Genomic DNA, 20,062 nt, shown 5'->3' on the forward strand with positions numbered 1-20,062 from the left:
CGTTTTATTCCTTGCCGGCCAGACCGGGGGCACACACCCGTTGAAACAGTTCGTCGAGGGTTCCCGTACTCGAGAAATCCTCGGGGGTCACCTCCACATGATACTCTTCCTCGAGCATCATGGCCAACGAGACTTCAAACAAAAAATTCCACTCCTTCAACCCTTTATAACGGGTATCCAACGTCAGCGTGTCCCGATTCGTCCGGTACAGCATACCGGCGACCAGTTGCACAAAGCGATTTTTCTCCATATCCTTCTTTTTTTCCATAAACGACCACACCGGTCCATTTGTTCAATCCATCATCCTCGAGGCAATACCTCGCCCCAGATTTTGATTTTCCATAAGATTTACATTACCTTTGGTCTATCAATCCATTATACACGATTATGAAAAATATCATTCTCTTCGACACACCCCAGCAGCATCTCGAGCTGCTGCCCCTGGCCTTCACCCGCCCCGTCGCCGACATACGCGTGGGTATCCTCACCCTGAGAGAAAAGTGGGAACGCCTGCTGCCCGGCAGCTACTCCTATATCACCCCCGAATATATGGCCGGGAAATATCCGGCCGTCATCGCCCCCGACAACCTCTTCATCGCCGGTCACCTCATCCCCGACGATACACTGGTTGCCCAGATAGACCGGTTGCAGCCGGGCGAGGCGCTGGTCGACCAGGATACGGTCATCGCCTTCCGGGGCAGCGAAACCGACTTCCGCGAAGGGCGTCACACCGCCACGCTCGCTTGCGAGCAAGAGCCCCGCTACATTCACCACCTCTACGACATCTTCCTGCTCAACGGCGAGTGTCTCGAGGCCGATTTCAAACTCATCACCCGCGGCCGCACCAGCCAGCCGCTCAGCCCGTCGAACCGCGTCATCGGCGACCCCTGCTTTGCCGACGGAACCCCCAAGATATTCATCGAGCCCGGAGCCAAGGCCGAGTGCGCCATCTTCAACGTGACCAACGGCCCCATCTACCTGGGTGCCGACAGCGAGGTGATGGAGGGCAGTTGCATACGGGCCCCCTTCGCCGCCTGCGAACATGTGTTTGTCAACATGGGTACCAAAATCTACGGAGCCACCACCCTGGGACCCTACTGCAAGGTGGGCGGCGAACTGAACAACGTGGTGATGTTCGGCTTCTCCAACAAGGCACACGACGGATTCCTGGGCAACGCCGTCATCGGCGAATGGTGCAACCTGGGCGCCGGCGCCGTAGCCTCGAACCTCAAGAACGATTACAGCGAAATAAAACTGTGGAACTACCCCACCCGCCGCTTCCTGCGCACCCACCTGCAATTCTGCGGCCTCATCATGGGCGACCACTCCAAGGCCGGCATCAACACCATGTTCAACACCGCTACGGTGATAGGCGTGGGAGTCAACATTCACGGTGCCGGGTTCCCCCGCAACTTCGTCGCCTCGTTCAGCGAGGGCGGCACGGCCGGCTTCACCGACGTGCAACTACCTAAATTCTACGCCATTGCCGAGAAAATGATGGCCCGTCGGGGACGCTCGCTCACCGAAGCCGACAAGACTATTTTCGAAGCTATCTACAACCAGGCAGAACAGTTGAAATGACAGTTCACAAAATAGAATCAATTTAAATTATAAAAAACAGTGCCCTCTTTGTACAAATAATCGTGGAAAATAATATTTTTGCAATAGAATCATCATATCTATGCAAAGTAAAACCTTCAAGATTATTTTAGGGGTACTGTTTTGGTTTTTATCTCACGACGCACAAGCGATACCGGCTTACCCTCATACCATCGACTATACCCAACCCGATGGGACTGTACTCACCCTCTCGCTCACAGGCGACGAGCATGGGCATTACTACCAAACCCTCGACAAAATCCCTGTCGGGAAAAGCGCCGATGGCTTCTACCGATACCTCGACCTGAGGGGGAATACCCTCCGGCAAACTTTCATTGCTCGCAATCCACAGAATCGCACGCCTCGCGAAAAGGCGTTCGTCGACAGTCTTCGCACAAAAAGCTCATATCGCCAGGCTATACAGCAAAAACGCATCAACAGACGCCAACGTTTAGCCCGGGCATTCGACTTTCCCAACCGGGGCGAAGTGCGGGGCCTCATCATTTTGGCCCAATATGCCGACATAAAATTCTCGCCGGTGGGTACACGCGAGGCTTTCGAGGCCCAAATGAACCAAAAGGGCTATGCCGAAAACGGAGCCACCGGCAGCGCCCGCGACTACTTTATAGACCAGTCGAACGGTGTATTCATGCCCTCGTTCGATGTGGTAGGGCCGGTCACCCTCTCTCACGACATGAAATACTACGGAGAGAACGATTTTTACGGGAACGACCTCAACCTGGCGGCCATGATTACCGAGGCCTGTACCGAAGCTCACGAAAAATGCGATGTCAACTTTGCCGATTATGATTTCGACAACGACGGTACAGTCGACTTGGTATATGTCATCTATGCCGGACATGCCGAATCGAACGGAGCCGACGAGAACACCATTTGGCCCGCTGCCGGTACCCTCGACGAGTTTGGTCACTCCCTCACCCTCGACGGGAAAAAGATTTCGACCTTTGCCTGTTCCTCGGAACTAAGTGGAGAAACAGGCGAAATCCTGAGCGGAATAGGAACCTTCTGCCACGAATTTAGCCACTGTCTGGGACTCCCCGACATCTACAACACCGAGTATGGCGACACCTTCGGCATGGGAACCTGGAGCCTCATGGACATGGGCAGCTACAACAACGACAGCAAAACTCCCGTAGGCTACTCGGCTTTCGAACGATACAGCTGCGGCTGGCTCGACCTGCAAGAACTGCAAGAGCCACAAGCCCACATCGCCCTCCCGCCGCTCAACCGCTCGAATCGGGCCTGTCTCATGCGGTCGCCCCATAACGAAAACGAATTTTTCACCCTCGAAAACCGGCAACAGACAGGCTGGGACCGATATGCCGCCGGGCACGGACTCATGATTGTACACATCGACTATGACCCTGTGGCCTGGGATAACAACACCGTCAACAACACCGAAGGACACGAACGGGTGCAAATCGTACCGGCCGACGGCAATTTCACCAACCCGGAAGGCGACCTGTTCCCCGGCACAACCTACAATACCTATTTTACCGAAGACAGTAATCCCGCACCCGAATTGTATAGCGAAGGAGCTTTGAACAAACCGATTATCGACATTCGCGAATCGAACGACACCGTCTATTTCCATTTCATGATCGACCGACTGGCCACCCCCGACCAACTGGGCGTAACCGACGTGACCGACGACGGTTTCACGGCTACTTGGGGCGCAATCGACGGAGCCGATTCCTACACCGTAACTTTGTCCGAACAATACCCCCTGAATACCTTGCTGTTAGGCGAGTCGTTCTCGGGTTTCGCAAGCGGTACTTACTTGATGCCCGACACGACCGAAATTTCACAAAGCCTCGACTCCTACACACAACAACCGGGTTGGACCGGCGAGCGAATAGGCCAATGCGGCGGACGTTGCTGTATCAAAGCCAAGGGATACATGGTCTCGCCCCGGCTCGATTTCAGCGGCGACGGAACTTTCACTCTCGAATTTGAGGCCCAAACCACCCGCAGCTACTACGACGGGCTCGTTATCACACTTTGCGAAAACGCCGATTTCACAGGAGAAAAAATCATCTTCTCCCTGAAAAGCCCTACCTCAAAGACTCTCATCTCCCAAACTTTCAACACGTCAATCGACTCGGGATACCTCAAAATCGAGAGTCTCTCGAACCTCGCGTTGTCGAACCTCTCGCTCTATTCGGGCGAAAAATCGACAGCGCCCAAAAAACCGGTCGCCTCTCATGCAGAGCCTGCAATCATCACCGGGGTCACCGACAATCACTATTCGTTCACCGGGCTGAACCGACAGAGCAAATACCTCTTCAAGATACAAGCCCAAAACACCTACACCCGCTCCGACGAATCGATAAAATTCAAGGTAGGCAACACCTCCGCAATCGACAAGATCGAGACGTCGGGCATGCGCCATATCGCTACAAATCGGAATATACTGCATATATACGGTCAACCCGGCGACCCGGTAACCATCGTATCGATGACCGGACAAGTTCTCCTGAAACGGCAATTAACCGCCGATTCCCTCTCTCTCACGTTGCCGAGCGGTCTGTTCATCATACGTGTCGGCGACGAAACTTTCAAAGCAATCATATCACCTTTAACCCTTTAATCGGAAAAGCATGAAAAATTTACTACTTGTCGGAGCCTTGTGCTCCCTCACGCTGTTACCCTCGACAGCCGCACAATCTTTCGATGAAAACCCGGCTCAACGAAGAGTCGAAATAATTCAGACCGCTAGAAAGAGCATACGCTCCGAGGCCGCCAGAACTTTGAAAACCTATGAGCAAAACGGGCGTAAAATCGCAGTAAAAGAGACTCTCGACGGCAAACGCCGCTTCAAGGCCTTTGCCAATCGGAAAGAGAACCTGGCTCCTGTATATACCGCTCAAAAAGAGGCGATGCCGGCTGCCGACGAAGAATATACCTTGGCCGAAGGCTTTGAAGAATTTGCCAACCATATCGACGACCCCGATGCGCTCGAATGGCTGCCCGAAGGCTGGACCAGCATCAATACACACCCCAACTACGACGACCCCGATGCACTCTGGTACAGTTGGTACATCACCGAACCCAGCATCGCAAAAGGGCTTCCGCTGAACCCCGAAAGCCAATACATTGCCTATATCCAATACGACGAATACGAAGAGTCGGACGAGTGGCTTATCACCAAGCCCATCACCGTCAAAGAAGAAGACTATCTCTTCTTCGATTTGAGTTACCTCCCCTGCTACGTATTCTATAATTTCTATAACAAAGACGACGGTATCGCCGCCACCATGAAGATAAAAATCTCGGACAACGGCGGTGAATCATGGGATTTGCTGCTCGATGTGGCCGACCTGGAATATACCGACGAAGAACTGGAAATCTCCGATTTCCGCCGGTTCAGAATCGACATCAGCGATTATGCAGGGAAGACGGTATTAATCGCTTTCCAATACGAAGGAGTATACGGCGACTCGATGCAACTCGACGAAGTGTATGTACGCCCCATGCTGCCTACCGCCATCTACAACCGTCCGCAAGGAACGTTCCTCTCGGGTGTCAACTACAAGTGGGAAGCCTTCTCGACAACCTCGATTTTTGCACCCGCATTCAAAGATCTCGTGTGGAACAACTACTCCAACGAAGCCTTGTCGTATCAATGGGATTGCGACGGCGAAAACTACGACACCCCGACCTACACGGCCAACTATTCCATAGGCACACACTCGGTGCCCTCTCTCACCGCTACGTCCGGTTCGCGCCAAAGTTTCTACACCTGGAACGGCACTCTAACGGCAGGCCGGGCCATGACCATCGGCAATCTCGATGTCAATAACAACCGGCTCACCGTGCTCTCCTATAACGACGTGCCGGCTCCCCGAAACTACGTTTTCGGCAGTTGCGAACTCGATATGCGAGGTTACCACATCACCACCAAGGCCGTGATGAACATCTTTGAGAAACCTTGCTCCCCGATGCTCATCTCGGGTGTCGACCTCATTCTGGCCACCTTCGAGGCACCCGACGATGCCGAGTTCTTCCTGAGAGCCGTAGCTCTTACCGAAACAGGGGAGCTGGGCGACACACTGGCTATCGCTTCGCTCAAAGCCTCCGACGTAGAGGCTACCGAACTGGGTGGATACTATGGATATGGCATGCATTTCGAGTTTCTCAAAGAGGTGAACGGAACCCCCATGCCGCAACGGCTCCTCATCGACGAACCTATGGCCTATATTTTCGACGGATTTGACCGCGACGACGTAGTTGTCGGCGTGGTTTCGAACAGCGTCGAACAAACCTTCGACGCCGGTGCCTATGTATACCGTCTCCTTTCCAAAGAGGGTGAAGAGGATATGGTCGACATCTCCTCGATGGGCAGCTATTCTCTGGCCATGTCGCTGTGCAATGCCTCCATGTCGAGCCTCGGATGCGAAAGCCCCGTCGAGATTCCCGGAACGGCAGGCAGCTCGTCTGTCACGGTCTACTCGACCTTGTTCATGGCCGACGGTATCGACTGCACCGCAGCCGATTCGTGGCTCACACCGGGAACTCCAGTCGACGGTGCCTCAACCGAAATCTCGATACCCATTACATTCGAAGCTCTCCCCGAGGGAACCTCGCAACGCACGACAACGCTGACCGTAGAGACCCTCTATGCCGACCCGATTACCATCGAAATCATTCAGGACAAAAACGTTTCGGGTATCACCTCGGCCTCGATACTGAGCGGACTTTATGTAGCCAACACATCGGGCGAACTGGAATTTATCCACGCCCAAAATAGAACCGGCAAACTGGCTGTCTACAACATGCAGGGGATAAACCTGGTTACTGCCGACCTCTCGACAAGCGGAACGACCTCGCTCGACATCGACCTGGAGAGCGGCATCTACGTTGCCGTAGCCCAATATGCCGATGGCGGCTGCGAAAAGGCCAAATTCATCAAGCAATAACACTATCGGAAGCCTGGGAGAAAGAGAGCTCGGCAACGGGCCATCCTCCCAGGCTTTCTCATATCTTTACGGTCCGCACTCGAGGACCTTTGCACGACTCACGACAATCCCGGAAATTTTTCCCAATCGACAACCGCTATCCTCCCATACATACCTATTTGACACGAAAGGGAAAAATATCTTGCCATAAGTTTCGATTTGTCAAAAGAATTTATTTATATTTGCAAATAACTAATGACAAAACCAAAATGATTATATAAGGGGACATATAAACAAGGGGACAACATTCAATAAGACATTTATAAAACAGCGTTAACTTTTTGTTTCTACAGATCTGAGAAATTCGGGCATACCGCAGAGAGAAAGTTCTGTGCACTTATTGCGCCCGTTCCGACTTAATATCGTGGTTTTTATACGATTTTCTAAGGTTTTAAAGAATGAAAAAGTTTGGGTCCGCGCTCTTTTATATTCGTCTGTAACACACACATAAACATTCCGATTTTGGGACCGGTCGGATTTTAATCAACATTTTATACTATGAAGTATTCAACATTTCGTATCGTGCTTCTCATGTGCATGGTATTCGCATTCGCCGCTTGCGAAGAAGATCAACCCACCAATGTCGATACCATATGGACAAGGGGACTGGTTAACTACGAAGAGGGCTTTGAATTTCTCAACAAAAACATTGCCATCACCTGGAACGAGGGGAAAATCGAAGGTGTAGCAGGCCGCATGACCACCTTCACCGACCTGGGAGTACAACGCACCGAGACAATCGACCTGAGTGCCTTCGGCGTACCCGAAGAGGGCGAGTCGTTCTGTGTTCCGGAACTGGGACACCTCTATTTCGTGCACCAGGCTTGGGAAAGCGAAACTCGCATTCAGAACCACTGCGGTTATTTCCGGGTAATCGAATTTTTGGGGAACCAGAAGGGTGTCGTCATCTTATCGTCGGAATATACCCCAGCCGGATGGAACTGGATAGGTCAATAACAAGCACAGAGGGGGCAAATTTAAATAAACGAACCTATCCTACAGCGAGGGCTGCCCTTTCTCGGGCAGCCCTCGTATTTTATTCTCTATCAATAAAATCGTCTTTTACTCCACGATGCGGGTACCCTCGTGAGGCTGCCCGATAGCATCGGCCCGGGTAATAATGACCTCGCGCACCCCGTGGCGAATGGCATCGAAGGCATTTTCGAGTTTGGGTATCATACCGCCCTGCACCACGCCTTCGGCCCGGTAGGTCTCGAACTGCTGTCGGGTCATCTCGGCAATCACGCTGTTGTCGTCGTTCTCGTCGCGCAACACGCCCCGTTTCTCGAAACAGTAGACCAGAGATACCTCGTAACGCGAAGCCAGCGCCTTCGCGGTTTCGCCGGCCATGGTATCGGCATTGGTGTTGAGCATCGATCCTTGCCCGTCGTGAGTAAGCGGTGCAATCACGGGCACGACACCCATCTCGATGAGAGCCGACAGGGCGGCAGCGTCGACACGACGCACATCGCCCACGTAACCATAGTCGACCTCGCCCACCGGACGCTTATCCGACAGCAGGATATTCATGTCGGCCCCCGTCATGCCCAGCGCATTCACACCCAGAGCCTGCAGGCCAGCCACGATATTCTTGTTCACCAGGCCGGCGTAGACCATGGTCACCACCTCGAGCATGACCTTGTCGGTGATGCGGCGACCGCCCACCATGCGGCTCTCGATGCCCAGCCGCGACGCCATGGCCGTGGCCGATCGGCCGCCTCCGTGCACCAGCACCTTGCGGCCGGGTATGGCGGCAAACGAGGCGAGCAGGCGACTCAACGTAGCCTGCTCCTCCACAATCTTACCGCCCACTTTTATCAGCGTGAGTTTCTCCATACCGGTTTATGCGTTGCTTTCGTCACCGCCGAACTCCATCAGATAGGCTTTGATAAAACCGTCGATCTTGCCGTCCATCACGCCTTGCACGTCGGAGGTCTGGTAGTTGGTGCGGTGGTCTTTCACCCGGCGGTCGTCAAACACATAGCTGCGTATCTGCGACCCCCACTCGATTTTCTTCTTGCCGGCCTCAATCTTGGCCTGCTCGGCCATACGGTGCTGCAACTCCTTGTCGTACAAGATAGAGCGCAACTGGCGCATGGCGTTCTCTCGGTTCTTGGGTTGGTCGCGGGTCTCGGTATTCTCGATCAGAATCTCCTCCTCTTCGCCCGTATAGGGATCTTTGAACTGGTAACGCAACCGCACGCCCGACTCCACCTTGTTCACATTCTGTCCACCGGCACCGCTCGAACGGAAAGTATCCCACGAGATGTTGGCGGGGTTGATGTTGATTTCGATGGTATCGTCGACCAGCGGTGTCACGAATACCGATGCAAACGAGGTCATGCGCTTGCCCTGAGCGTTGTAGGGCGATACCCGCACCAGACGGTGCACGCCGTTTTCGCTCTTCAGGTAACCGTAGACATAGTCGCCCTCGATCTGTATCGTCACCGACTTGATACCGGCCTCATCGCCCTCGAGAATATTGGAGATGGAGGTCTTGTAGTTGTGCTGTTCGCACCAGCGCAAGTACATGCGCATGAGCATCGAAGCCCAGTCTTGCGCCTCGGTACCACCGGCACCCGAGTTGATTTTCAATACCACGCCCAACTTGTCCTCTTCGCGACGCAGCATGTTGCGCAACTCGAGATTCTCAATCAGCGTCATCGTGTGGTGATAAATCTCGTCGACCTCCTCTTCCGAAACGATACCCTCTTTTACAAAGTCGAAGGCCAGCTTCAACTCCTCGACCGATTTCTCGATTTCGGTATAGCTGTCTATCCAGAAGTGCAACGATTTTACCTTTTTCATCTGCGCTTCGGCCTTCTTCTGGTCTTCCCAGAAGTCGGGCACATGGGTGCGCAACTCCTCTTCTTCTACCTCGATTTTCTTCGAATCGATGTCAAAGATACCTCCTCAACGCCAACTTGCGTTCTTCTGTCTCTTTTAATTGTTCTTGTGTAATCATATCTTTATCACTTGTTTCTGTTATACGAAAAAAGGGTGTACAAAATTATACACCCTTGTGCTATTTACCAAATTTCGGTTTTCGTTTTTAGGCATACATCGCCTCTATCTCCTCCTTGTAGAGCAGGTTGATGACCGACCGGCGTATCTTGAGCGTGTTGGTCAACTCGCCTTTCTCCATGCTGAAGGCTCTCGGCAGCAGCGTGAAACGCTTGATTTGCTCGAAGCGGGCAAAGTTCTTTTGCAGCGCGTCGATACGCTCCGAGATAAGAGCATGAATCTTCTGGTTCTTCACCAGATCCTCGAGGGTGCGGTACTGTATGTGCTTCTGAGCGGCATACTCCTTCAGGGCCTCGAAGGCCGGGATAATGATGGCCGTCACATACTTGCGCTGGTCGCCGATGACGGCTACCTGATCGATATACTTGTCTTCGCCCAGGCGGGTCTCCAGAGCCTGCGGGGCAATGTATTTCCCGTTCGAAGTCTTGAAGAGGTCTTTCAAACGCTCGGTCAAGGCCAAAGCCCCTTCGTCGTTTATCTTGCCGGCATCGCCCGTGCGGAACCAGCCGTCCTCGGTAAAGACGCGGGCCGTCTCCTCGGGCTTGCGATAGTAGCCCTTCATCACGGTCTTGCCCTTCACCAGTATCTCGTTGTTCTCGCCCAACTTCACCTGAATATCGGGCATGAGCGAGCCTACGGTACCGAACTCGTAGCCGGTCAGGTCGAAGCAGCTCACCGTGGCCGTCGTCTCCGACAAACCATAGCCATAGACGATATTGATGCCGCAGATGTGCAGAAATTCGTTGATGGTATCGGAGAGCGGAGCCCCGGCGGTGGGGAAGATATTGCCGTTCTCCACCCCTACGGCCCGACGGATTTTCGAGAATACGAACTTGTCGTAGAATTTGTACTGACACTCGAGCCACAGCGGAACCCGTTTCCCTACACGCAGATACTCCACATTGCGACGGCGTCCGATGGCAAAAGCCCGTTCGGTGAGACGACGGGTCATCCCCTTCGTCTTCGACAGTTTGTCCTGGATGGCCGAGTAGACCTTCTCCCAGAAACGGGGCACGCTGCACATGATGGTAGGACGCACCTCGCGAATGGTATTCTGTATATCCTTGGGGTCTACGTTGATGGCAATGCGCATGCCTACCGTCAGGCAGTAGTACGACCAAGCCCGCTCGAAGACGTGGGTCAACGGCAGGAAGCAGAGCGATACGTCGCTGTCGGAGCAAGTCACCAACCGTTGCAGGTGAATGCGCATGGCCTCGTCGTAATTCGAGTGAGCCAGCATCACCCCTTTGGGCTCGCCGGTCGTACCCGAGGTGTAGATGAGCGTGGCCAAATCGTCGGGCGTACCGGCATTGCGACGGCGTTCTACCTCGGCTACCACATCGGCACCGGCCAGACGGCCCTGCTCCATGAGGTCATCGAAATAGATCGACGTATGGTCGTCGGCAGTCCGCTTGATGGCAGGGTCGAAAAGAATGAGTTTCTCGAGCGTAGGACACTCACGCAGGGCCACAATGGCATTGTCGTACTGCACCTGCCCGCCCACAAACAGAAAGCGCACCTCGGCTTCGTCGATGATGTACTTAATCTGGTCGAGCGAACTGGTGGGATAGAGCGGAACGACTACCGCACGGTTGTCGAATGCCGCAAAATCCACGATGAGACCTTCGGGTTTGTTTTGTGTATATGTCGAAATGTTTTCTTGCTCGCGAATACCTAAGAGAACCATAGCTTGCGCTATGTACGATACCTGTTCAGAGAAACGGTTCCAAGAGGTAGGAACCCATTGATTGTGCTCATAGTCCTTATGGCTGAACGCCTCACGGTTTCCGTATTTGGCAGCCTGTTTGCGAACCAAAGCGGTAAGTTGATTTACCATAAATTCAGTTATAAATCCGCTGCAAAGTTACGCATTATATTGACTCTATGACCATTTTAATAAGTTTTAAGCAGATTGGGCACTTTCATTTTGCCAACTCGACATAGCAAAAACGCAAGACTTCCTATCTATTTATCAACATTTCGGACGATTTATCCCCTCAAATTCAAATAGTTAATTACTGTTAATATTTTATCCCCGTTTTTTCGACCTTTCCCTACAATTTGTACAAGAAGTTACTGAAAGAGATAAAAATAAACTACTTTTGCATAAACTCGTAACCACCATGTATTCGAAAGACGAACTCTACTACATAGCCACCGACCTGCTGCACCGGCTCATTGCCACCCCTTCGGTCAGCCGGGAGGAGGGACAGGCAGCCCAACTCCTGTGCGAAACGCTCGAAAAAAACCGATTCACCCCGCACCGCATCGGCAACAACGTATGGACCCTGGCCGGGAAGTACGACCCGGCGAAACCGACCCTCCTGCTCAACTCGCACATCGACACCGTGAAACCGGTGGCCAGCTGGAGCCGCAACCCTTTTGAACCTGCCGAAGAGGAAGGTCGCCTCTACGGTCTGGGCAGCAACGACGCCGGAGCCAGTCTGGTATCGCTGCTCGCCGCCTTCCTGTTCCTGGCCGACAGCGAGCAACCCTACAACCTGATTTTCCTGGCTTCGGCCGAAGAGGAGGTTTCGGGAGCGAACGGCATCGCCCGGGCCTTGCAGGAGCTGCCCCCTGTCGATCTGGCCATCGTGGGCGAACCTACGGCCATGCAACCGGCCATCTGCGAAAAGGGGCTGCTGGTGCTCGACTGTGCCACGCACGGGCGGTCGGGACACGCTGCCCGCGAAGAGGGAATCAACGCCCTCTACAAAGCCACCGAGGCTATCGAACGACTGCGGCGATTCGAGTTCCCCCTCGTCTCGGAGTGGCTGGGACGGACGAAACTCACCGTCACCCAGATAGAGGCCGGCACGCAGCACAACGTGGTGCCCGACCGCTGCAACTTCGTCATCGACCTGCGCACTACCGATTGCTACACCAACGCCCAAGCGGTCGAAATCCTGCGCGAGAACTTCCCCGACGTGACCTTCACCCCCCGCTCGCTGCGGCTCAACTCGTCGTCCATATCGCCACGACACCCCTTCGTGCGACGGTGCGTACTCACCGGACGCGAACCCTTCGGGTCGCCTACCCTCTCGGACCAGGCGCTCATGCCCTTCCCTTCGGTCAAGATAGGACCGGGCGAATCGTCGCGCTCCCACACGGCCGACGAGTATATCCTCCTTGACGAGATACGCGAAGCCATCGAGCTCTACACTTGTCTGCTCGACAACCTGCAATTCGAAAAAAATCAGTGTAACAGCCGTTCGGCCAGAATAGCCGAACCGCGTCCTCCCCACGACACATAACGATAGACCAGCGGCAGAAACCACCGCAAGGTGCTGTCGTCGCGAACCTGGTCGAGGGTCCAGTGATAAATTTCGGGCCCTCGCGGGCTCTTCTCGCGACGACACAGACCGGCCACCACCATCTGCTTGTAGAGCAAGAGCCGGTGCAGACGACGCTTGTCGGGATGGTTGCTCTGCTCCACATCGGCATGGGCATGGGCAATAGCCTGCAAAATATCGTCACTGTTGGGGGCATAGCGATAGCCGGTAATGCTGTCGGCATGCAGATAGACATGGACCAGCGGCGGCCGCTCGATCCACACCACCCGGTCAGTAGCGAGCAACAGACGCAGCCCCAGCTCCCAATCTTCCCAACGCATATACTCCTCGCGCCATCCGCCTACGGCCCGCACCAATGCCGTGCGCACCGCATAACGCTGTGTACCCAGCGTGCAATGAAACAGATGGGGCTCCACCCGATTGGAAAAGACCGCCTTGGCCCGATAGGGACTACCTGCCTCGGGCACCATCTCGACCGTACACCCCACGATGTCGGCCTGCGGATGGCTGTCGAAAGCCTGCATATACCGGGCAATAGCCTCGGGCACATAGGTATCGTCGCTATCGAAGAACGAGACAAACTCCTCCCGCACGCACGACAACCCCCGGTTGCGGGCCGCCGAAGGGCCCCGCTTCGCCTCCTGGGTCACCGTCACTTCGAAGTTGTCGCTCTCGTAACGGGCTTTCAGCTCCCGGCACAGCGCCAGCGACCCGTCGGTCGACCCGTTATCGACCAGCACGACATGCAGGGGCCGGTAGGTCTGCGCTACAATCGAGGCAAACGTCCGCACCAACTCCTTCTCCCGATTATAGACGGGCACCACTATGGCTATGCTTGTCGGTTTCATCGTTACAAATATAACGAAAGTCGAAAATAGAAAAACAAACTCACTTGATTTTTATACTGAAGCATATCTCATATATATGAGAAAAACGGGAATAATGCACTGCTACTTGTACATAATGTAATCTATGCGGAATAGAGACAAAGGAAAAAGTCAAAAATGATATTAAAAATAATATCAAAAAGGTTGCAAATGATATTGATATTCGTATCTTTGCATTGTGACTATCGCATGTTGTGTATGACGATTATATGCTCAATATCACAAAAGAAAGGAGGTTGGAGTGAAATACAATGAACTTGAACGACTTCTAAAAAAAGCCGGTTGTGAACTGATAAAAAATAATGGAGCTCACCCAACATGGTATAGCCCCAAAACAGGAAAATATTTTCAAACAAGCCACCATAAATCAGAAGAAGTGAAACCGGGTACATTGAAAAGCATTAAAAGGGATGCGGGGATTGAGTAACCCATATCTTACACTATATATATTTTACTATTTTTAATTACTATACTTGATAAATCAGTCAGTTATCAAGGTAAAATACAAGAATATGGCAAAGAAAGAAATCAGCGTTGTTATTGAACGGGGAGTTGACGGCACCTATTCAGCATTCATTCCTGACAACAACTGCGAATTCGGTTGCATTGGAGAAGGAAAAAGCGTTGAAGAAACCAAAAATGATTTTTTGGCAGCCGTTGATGAGATGAAAGAAGTTTATCAAATGAATGGGAAAAAGTTTCCTGACGTAGAGTTTAATTTTACTTATGACATAGCATCTTTCCTTAATTACTATGCCTACGCCTTTTCGTTGGCAGGTTTGGCTCGTATCACGGGTGTCAATCAAGGGCAGTTGAGTCATTATGTAACAGGCCGAAGGAAGCCCTCAAAAACAACCATCGAAAAGATTGAGAAATCCCTGCATGAATTTGCCCACGAAATCGGGGGAATAAAATTCGTATAATTTGGAAATAAGGAAATAGACAGAAAATCCTGCCAGATTGGTGGGATTTTTTTATTCTATTCGATACTCCCCTCAACCATCCTGACCTTCCTTCTGTCATAAATCTTCGATAGCCAATCAGGCTTCTATCAAGACAGAAGCCATGCGTTTATCTTTCCCCATCCCAATTATAAATTCTTTTCTTAAAATTGTCGCCGATACGGCAAAAACGGTGTAACTTTAGGGACTGTCGTAAAAAGAATAAAACTTTATAACGAATTGATTGCCAATGTAATATAAAATTTGTATCTTAGCTAAAGATAAAAAGAATACCTCCAATTGCCCTAGAAAAGCCAAATTTGGAGGTATCGCAAAAATTAATCTGCATGGCTAAGGTACAAAATTTCTCTGAAATATCACCCGATCTTCCTTTCACGGAGTTCGATTTTTATGAATTGTATAGGCGGACGTTCGAGACTAGCGAGCTGGGAAAAATCAGGAAGAGGCTGCCGCTTGGTGAGATGGCAGAGAACTTTGGACTGATAAGCAAGAGCATGAGAGCGAAGAAAGGGCGAAAAACATACTTCACCCCGGAGGGCAAGGTTGCGCTGATGTTCCTGAAGATGTACACAGGTCTGAGCAGCCCGAAGTTGATGGAGCATCTTAACGGCAACGTCCACTATCAGCTCTTCTGCGATGTGAGAATAGACCCGATGCATCCTCTGACGAACTACAAACTTCTGGACGACGTGTTTTCGGAGCTGGCCCGCGGGCTGAAGATCCAACAGCAGCAGGAGATACTGGCAAGAGCCTGGAAACCGTACATGAAGGACCTGGATACGATGTATACGGATGCGACCTGCTACGAGAGCGAGATGCGCTATCCTACGGATGCGAAGCTTCTGTGGGAAGGAATAGAGAAGTCATATGAGATAATGTGCACTCTGAGTGCCAAGCTGAATGTGCACCGTCCGAGGACGAAGTACGTAGACGTAGAGAAGGCCAACCTGTCGTACAGGAAGCGGCGCAGGCATACGAAAGTCCAGACCAGGAAACTGACCAGACGCCTGCTCAACCTTTTGGGGAAGATACTGAAGGAGACCCGCACACTGGAGAGGGAGAATGCAGGCGCGGAGAAATTGCTGACAGCCAGACAGAAGAGCGATATTGAAATCATCACAAGAGTGTACCGCCAGCAGAAGGCCCACTTCGAGAACAACAATCCTCGCGAGAGTGTCAAGGACAGGATAGTGAGCATCAGCAAGCCGTATGTGAGGCCAATCGTGAGAGGCAAGGAAGTGAAGAGCGTAGAGTTCGGTGCGAAGTGCAACAACATCCAGGTTGACGGACTCTCATTCATCGAGAAGCTGTCATTCAATGCCTTCAACGAGGGAACCAGGCTTACGCACTGCCTGAAGATGCACCGAAAGCTCTTCGGTGTGGACGCGAAGAAGGTTGGAGGAGATGCAGGCTATGCCGGCAGCGCCAACAGGGGGTACTGCAAGGATAGAGGAATACAGACGTCATTCGTCAAGCGTGGCCGTCCGTCCTTGGAAAAGAAAGAGAACGACATCATCCGCAACGAGCTGGCGAGGGTGAGGGCAACGAGGATGGAAGGCTCGTTCGGAACGCAGAAGGAACACTATGGCCTGAAACGCATCAAGGCAAGGACGAAGTTGACCGAAATCCTGTACATCTTCTTTGGCATCCACACGGCGAATGCAGTACAGCTCGTCCGGCGGGAAGTCAACGAAATTGCTCAGGCTGCCTGATGTTCGAGGTGAGTGAGAAACGGCCCTTTCACTGGAGTATTGGCTCCAGTTGGGTCCAAAAATGAAAAAAGGGGCTCCGAAACGGAGCCGAAAATATAAAAAGATGAGTTCGATCGGAAAAATTACCGGGACAGTCTGCCGATTGACTCATAATGACGGAATTAAACGACTGTCCCAACTTTATCCTCCGGGAAAGTTGCAGCAATCGGGGCGATGCCGTTTGGCTTATTCTTTTTAAAAAACCACCGTCATCCCATTGATTCACAACGATGTAACCAACTTATACTCATCTGTCGCCATGACCGAAGAGACGCTGAAGAAACTGAAGATACTTACCGAATCGGCAAAATACGATGTATCGTGTTCGTCGAGCGGCACCGTGCGGTCCAACACCCGGGGAGGATTGGGCAATACGGTGGGCGGGATAGGTATATGCCACAGTTTTGCCGACGACGGTCGTTGCATCTCGCTGCTGAAAACGATGCTCACCAACTCGTGCATGTACGACTGTGCCTACTGCATCAACCGGCGGAGCAACGATATTCCACGGGCCACCTTTTCGGTGCGGGAGCTGGTGGAGCTCACCATCGAATTTTACCGACGCAACTACATCGAGGGACTGTTCCTCAGCTCGGGCGTGGTGCGTAACCCCGACTACACCATGGAGCGTCTGGTGGCCGTCGTGAAAGACTTGCGCACCATCCACCGGTTCAACGGCTACATCCACCTGAAAAGTATTCCCGGAGCCAGCCGCGAACTGGTGAACGAGGCCGGCAAGTATGCCGACCGCATGAGCGTGAACATCGAGATTCCCAACGAATGCTCGCTGAAACTGCTGGCCCCCGAAAAAGATTTCAAGAGCGTCTACGAGCCCATGGCCTACATCCAGCAACAGACCCTCGCCTCGAAAGAGGAGCGCAAACTCTTCAGGCACGCCCCTCGTTTCGTCCCGGCCGGGCAGAGCACGCAGATGATTGTGGGGGCTACCCCCGACCACGACCGCGACATCCTGCGGCTGTCGTCGGCCCTCTACGCCCGTCCCACCATGCGACGTGTCTACTACTCGGGCTATATCCATGTCAACACCTACGACACCCGGCTCCCCATGCTGAAGCAGCCCCCTCTGGTACGCGAAAACCGCCTCTACCAGGCCGACTGGCTCTTGCGCTTCTACCAGTTCAAGGTCGACGAGATTGTCGACGATGCCAACCCCGACCTCGACCTCGAGATTGACCCCAAGCTGGCGTGGGCCTTGCGCCACCCCGAGGTCTTCCCGGTCGACATCAACAAGGCTCCCTACGAGCTCATCCTCCGGGTTCCCGGCATCGGGGTGAAGTCGGCCACGCTCATCGTCAACTCCCGCCGCTTCAATCGCATCAACAGCTCGCACCTGAAGAAGATGGGGGTAGTGATGAAGAAGGCCAAATACTTCATCACCTGCGGCGAGCTGACGTCACCTACCGTCAACGAACTCCGCCCCGAGAACGTAAGGCGACTGCTCACCCCGTCGACCTCGAAGCGGCGAGACGACCACCAGTTGCAACTACCCCTGTTCCACGATTAACGATACTCCGCCGTGCCCCTGATTATCTTTCAATACGACCGCACGTTCGACGGCATGCTCACCGTCGTGTTCGACGCCTACGCCCGCCGTTCGTTCCCGCAGGTGATTCAGGGCACCGACGAGCCGCTCCCACTCTTCTACGACGAGGTGCACCCGGTCATCACCGACGAAGCAAAGGCCGGCCGGGTGTGGAAGGCGCTCGAGAAGAAGCTGTCGAAGGATGCTCTCTCGTGCCTCACCGTAAGCTACCTCTCGGAGCTGCCCGAACTGGACCTGCACCTGTTTCGCTACATCTGCAAGAATATCGACAGCCCCGTAAGCCTCGAGAACAACCTGGCCGACGACGACATTCTGTTTGTCACCAACACCTTCCGCAAGGTGCTGTACGAGCGTCTGCGCATGATGCAGTTCATCCGCTTCCAGAAGGCGGCCGACGGCACCTACTTCGGCATCATGGAGCCGCAATACAACGTCTTGCCGCTGGCCATAGCCCACTTCAAGGACCGCTTTGCCGACCAACCCTTTGTCCTCTACGACAAGAGGCGCCACTACGGCTATTACTACGACCAGCACGAGGTCACCCTGGTGACCTTCGACGAGAGCCTGCCCCACTTCGTCACCGGCAAGCTGGACGAGTCGCTCATGGCCGAAGACGAAAAACTGTTCCAGGAGCTGTGGCGCACCTACTTCAAGGCCGTCTGCATACGCGACCGGCTCAATCCCCGCAAACAGCGGAAAGACATGCCCGTGCGATACTGGAAATACCTCACCGAAAAAAACAAGTGACGGCCTCGCTCCTGCGTGCGACCTCCCGATAAAACAAGTGCAGCGGCAAACGAGAGCACAAGTCTCGGTTTGTCGCTGCACCACCTTTTTATCAATCATCACTAAAACAGCTCTATCGAAAGCGGGGGCACTCAAACAGGCTCCCCCTCAACCCTCTGCGGGTCTGTCACCGTCAGTTGCTGCCACCCCCCAAGGCGTTGTAGAGGGTGATGATGGACTGACAGTGGGTGAAACTGTCCGACACCAGGTTCAGCCGGGCATTCAGCAACGACTGTTGGGCCGTGAGCAGTTCGAGGTAAGTGGCATTGCCCGTTTTGTAGAGAGCTTCCGAAGTTTCGACCGTGCGCTCCAGTTCGCGGCACTGCTTCCGGTGAATCTCCAGATTGCGCTGGGCCGACTCGACGGCATAGAGCGCGTCGCTCACCTCCTGCCCGGCATCGAGCAGCGTCTGCTTGTAGTTGAGCAAGGCAATCTGCTCCTCGTCTTTCGATACCCGCAGGTTCGAAATCAGTTTTCCCCGGTTGAAAATCGGCTGGGTCAGCGAGGCCACGGCCGAGAGAATCCATCCGCCGGGATTGGTCACCACCTGTCCCAGCGCATTGGTCCACCCCGCACTGCCCGTGAGGGTGAGGTTGGGATAGAAGGCCGAGCGGGCCTGGTTGGTCGTGTAGTAGGCACTGGCCAAGGTCATCTCGGCTTCACGCACATCGGGCCGTTTCGAGAGCAACCGCAACGGTACCCCCACGTTGAAAATCTCGGGGAACTGCTGCCCGGCCAACTGCCCCCGCTCGATGGTCCGGGGTGTCACCCCCAGCACGGTACAAAGGGCATTCTCGGCCTCGCGCTGCTGCCGCAGCAGGTCGTTGTGGGTGGCCTCCAGTTCATACAGGTTGGCCCGCGCCTGGGTGACAGCATTCTCGGTCTCCTCGCCCACCTTCAACAGCGACTCCATGATGCGCACCTGCTCTTTCCACAGTTCCAGGGTCGACCGGCTCAGCTCGACCTGCTCGTCGAGCATCAGCAGCGTGTAGTAGTCGTTGGCAATCGTGGCTATCACCTCCGACTGCACCGCCTGCCGATACGCCTCCTGCTGCAACAGCGTGGAGCGGGAACCCCGCGCGGCGTTGAGCAGGTTGCCGAATAGGTCTATCTCCCAACTGGCCTGCACCGGAATCTCGTAGCTCTTCACCGCCTTGGCTCCATCGGTGCTGCTTATCGAGCCTTGCGGCGAGAGGGTGAGCGACGGCAAGAAGGCC

Annotated in this window: 16 protein-coding genes; 10 read left to right on the forward strand and 6 right to left on the reverse strand. The window is 53.6% G+C overall.

Annotated elements, in window-relative coordinates:
* Positions 1 to 4 precede the first annotated feature (4 nt).
* Positions 5 to 250, reverse strand: coding sequence for a hypothetical protein (locus ABGT88_RS14385; RefSeq protein WP_087408014.1), 246 nt, complete (start codon positions 248 to 250; stop codon positions 5 to 7).
* Positions 251 to 387: 137 nt separating this feature from the next.
* Between ABGT88_RS14385 and ABGT88_RS14390 the strand changes: the two genes are divergently transcribed.
* From ABGT88_RS14390 to ABGT88_RS14405, 4 genes are all read left to right on the forward strand, one after another.
* A complete protein-coding gene (locus tag ABGT88_RS14390; protein ID WP_258326814.1) occupies positions 388 to 1,581 on the forward strand; it encodes a putative sugar nucleotidyl transferase in 1,194 nt (397 codons plus the stop codon).
* Positions 1,582 to 1,681: 100 nt separating this feature from the next.
* Positions 1,682 to 4,210: a M6 family metalloprotease domain-containing protein gene (locus ABGT88_RS14395; RefSeq protein WP_346702779.1), complete on the forward strand. Its 2,529-nt coding sequence runs from the start codon at positions 1,682 to 1,684 to the stop codon at positions 4,208 to 4,210.
* Between the two features lie 10 nt (positions 4,211 to 4,220).
* On the forward strand, positions 4,221 to 6,539 hold the full coding sequence (locus ABGT88_RS14400) for a T9SS-dependent choice-of-anchor J family protein (RefSeq protein WP_143240898.1): 2,319 nt from the start codon (positions 4,221 to 4,223) through the stop codon (positions 6,537 to 6,539).
* A 537-nt stretch (positions 6,540 to 7,076) separates the two neighbouring features.
* The gene (locus ABGT88_RS14405; RefSeq protein ID WP_143240897.1) at positions 7,077 to 7,535 is read left to right on the forward strand and encodes a hypothetical protein; all 459 of its coding nucleotides are present in this window, start codon (positions 7,077 to 7,079) and stop codon (positions 7,533 to 7,535) included.
* Between the two features lie 105 nt (positions 7,536 to 7,640).
* Here ABGT88_RS14405 and argB read toward each other — a convergent pair whose 3' ends face one another.
* From argB to ABGT88_RS14420, 3 genes are all read right to left on the reverse strand, one after another.
* The gene (gene argB / locus ABGT88_RS14410) at positions 7,641 to 8,414 is read right to left on the reverse strand and encodes an acetylglutamate kinase (RefSeq protein WP_346702782.1); all 774 of its coding nucleotides are present in this window, start codon (positions 8,412 to 8,414) and stop codon (positions 7,641 to 7,643) included.
* A gap of 6 nt (positions 8,415 to 8,420) precedes the next feature.
* Positions 8,421 to 9,543 (reverse strand): peptide chain release factor 2 gene (gene prfB, locus ABGT88_RS14415; RefSeq protein WP_143240896.1). Its coding sequence is split into 2 segments (ribosomal slippage): positions 8,421 to 9,479 and positions 9,481 to 9,543, totalling 1,122 coding nucleotides; the frame shifts between segments, so codons are not numbered across the junction.
* A gap of 87 nt (positions 9,544 to 9,630) precedes the next feature.
* The gene (locus tag ABGT88_RS14420; RefSeq protein ID WP_087408008.1) at positions 9,631 to 11,439 is read right to left on the reverse strand and encodes a long-chain fatty acid--CoA ligase; all 1,809 of its coding nucleotides are present in this window, start codon (positions 11,437 to 11,439) and stop codon (positions 9,631 to 9,633) included.
* Positions 11,440 to 11,725: 286 nt separating this feature from the next.
* Between ABGT88_RS14420 and ABGT88_RS14425 the strand changes: the two genes are divergently transcribed.
* The gene (locus ABGT88_RS14425; protein WP_346702894.1) at positions 11,726 to 12,856 is read left to right on the forward strand and encodes a M20 family metallo-hydrolase; all 1,131 of its coding nucleotides are present in this window, start codon (positions 11,726 to 11,728) and stop codon (positions 12,854 to 12,856) included.
* Here the strand turns inward: ABGT88_RS14425 and ABGT88_RS14430 are convergent.
* Positions 12,799 to 13,743 (reverse strand): glycosyltransferase family A protein, encoded by a 945-nt coding sequence (locus ABGT88_RS14430; RefSeq protein ID WP_346702785.1) that lies wholly within the window; start codon positions 13,741 to 13,743, stop codon positions 12,799 to 12,801. The two genes, ABGT88_RS14425 and ABGT88_RS14430, sit on opposite strands and share 58 nt — an antisense overlap.
* A gap of 280 nt (positions 13,744 to 14,023) precedes the next feature.
* On the opposite strand from ABGT88_RS14430, the gene ABGT88_RS14435 reads away from it, so the two are divergent.
* The 5 genes from ABGT88_RS14435 to ABGT88_RS14455 all read left to right on the forward strand — a co-directional run bounded on the left by ABGT88_RS14435 (position 14,024) and on the right by ABGT88_RS14455 (position 18,806).
* Entirely contained in the window at positions 14,024 to 14,209 is a 186-nt protein-coding gene (locus ABGT88_RS14435) for a type II toxin-antitoxin system HicA family toxin (RefSeq protein WP_258326821.1), read from the forward strand.
* A gap of 85 nt (positions 14,210 to 14,294) precedes the next feature.
* Positions 14,295 to 14,705 carry a type II toxin-antitoxin system HicB family antitoxin gene (locus tag ABGT88_RS14440; RefSeq protein WP_258326822.1) on the forward strand — a complete coding sequence of 137 codons (411 nt, stop codon included), beginning with the start codon at positions 14,295 to 14,297 and terminating at the stop codon, positions 14,703 to 14,705.
* Between the two features lie 365 nt (positions 14,706 to 15,070).
* Entirely contained in the window at positions 15,071 to 16,456 is a 1,386-nt protein-coding gene (locus tag ABGT88_RS14445; RefSeq protein ID WP_346699851.1) for a transposase, read from the forward strand.
* A 298-nt stretch (positions 16,457 to 16,754) separates the two neighbouring features.
* Positions 16,755 to 18,020: a putative DNA modification/repair radical SAM protein gene (locus ABGT88_RS14450; protein WP_300131906.1), complete on the forward strand. Its 1,266-nt coding sequence runs from the start codon at positions 16,755 to 16,757 to the stop codon at positions 18,018 to 18,020.
* An 18-nt stretch (positions 18,021 to 18,038) separates the two neighbouring features.
* Entirely contained in the window at positions 18,039 to 18,806 is a 768-nt protein-coding gene (locus tag ABGT88_RS14455; RefSeq protein WP_346702896.1) for a TIGR03915 family putative DNA repair protein, read from the forward strand.
* Positions 18,807 to 18,978: 172 nt separating this feature from the next.
* Here ABGT88_RS14455 and ABGT88_RS14460 read toward each other — a convergent pair.
* Positions 18,979 to 20,062: efflux transporter outer membrane subunit (locus ABGT88_RS14460; RefSeq protein WP_346702787.1), on the reverse strand; the 1,084-nt coding region annotated here is incomplete at its 5' end.

This window comes from Barnesiella sp. An22 (assembly GCF_963931395.1).
In the GTDB taxonomy this organism is placed as follows: domain Bacteria; phylum Bacteroidota; class Bacteroidia; order Bacteroidales; family Barnesiellaceae; genus Barnesiella; species Barnesiella merdigallinarum.

Bases quoted from the DNA above. Each gene is read 5' to 3' on its own strand.
- ABGT88_RS14385 (WP_087408014.1), bottom strand. From the start codon at position 250: ATGGAGAAAAATCGCTTTGTGCAACTGGTCGCCGGTATGCTGTACCGG.
- ABGT88_RS14390 (WP_258326814.1), top strand. From the start codon at position 388: ATGAAAAATATCATTCTCTTCGACACACCCCAGCAGCATCTCGAGCTG.
- ABGT88_RS14395 (WP_346702779.1), top strand. From the start codon at position 1,682: ATGCAAAGTAAAACCTTCAAGATTATTTTAGGGGTACTGTTTTGGTTT.
- ABGT88_RS14400 (WP_143240898.1), top strand. From the start codon at position 4,221: ATGAAAAATTTACTACTTGTCGGAGCCTTGTGCTCCCTCACGCTGTTA.
- ABGT88_RS14405 (WP_143240897.1), top strand. From the start codon at position 7,077: ATGAAGTATTCAACATTTCGTATCGTGCTTCTCATGTGCATGGTATTC.
- argB (WP_346702782.1), bottom strand. From the start codon at position 8,414: ATGGAGAAACTCACGCTGATAAAAGTGGGCGGTAAGATTGTGGAGGAG.
- ABGT88_RS14420 (WP_087408008.1), bottom strand. From the start codon at position 11,439: ATGGTAAATCAACTTACCGCTTTGGTTCGCAAACAGGCTGCCAAATAC.
- ABGT88_RS14425 (WP_346702894.1), top strand. From the start codon at position 11,726: ATGTATTCGAAAGACGAACTCTACTACATAGCCACCGACCTGCTGCAC.
- ABGT88_RS14430 (WP_346702785.1), bottom strand. From the start codon at position 13,743: ATGAAACCGACAAGCATAGCCATAGTGGTGCCCGTCTATAATCGGGAG.
- ABGT88_RS14440 (WP_258326822.1), top strand. From the start codon at position 14,295: ATGGCAAAGAAAGAAATCAGCGTTGTTATTGAACGGGGAGTTGACGGC.
- ABGT88_RS14445 (WP_346699851.1), top strand. From the start codon at position 15,071: ATGGCTAAGGTACAAAATTTCTCTGAAATATCACCCGATCTTCCTTTC.
- ABGT88_RS14450 (WP_300131906.1), top strand. From the start codon at position 16,755: ATGACCGAAGAGACGCTGAAGAAACTGAAGATACTTACCGAATCGGCA.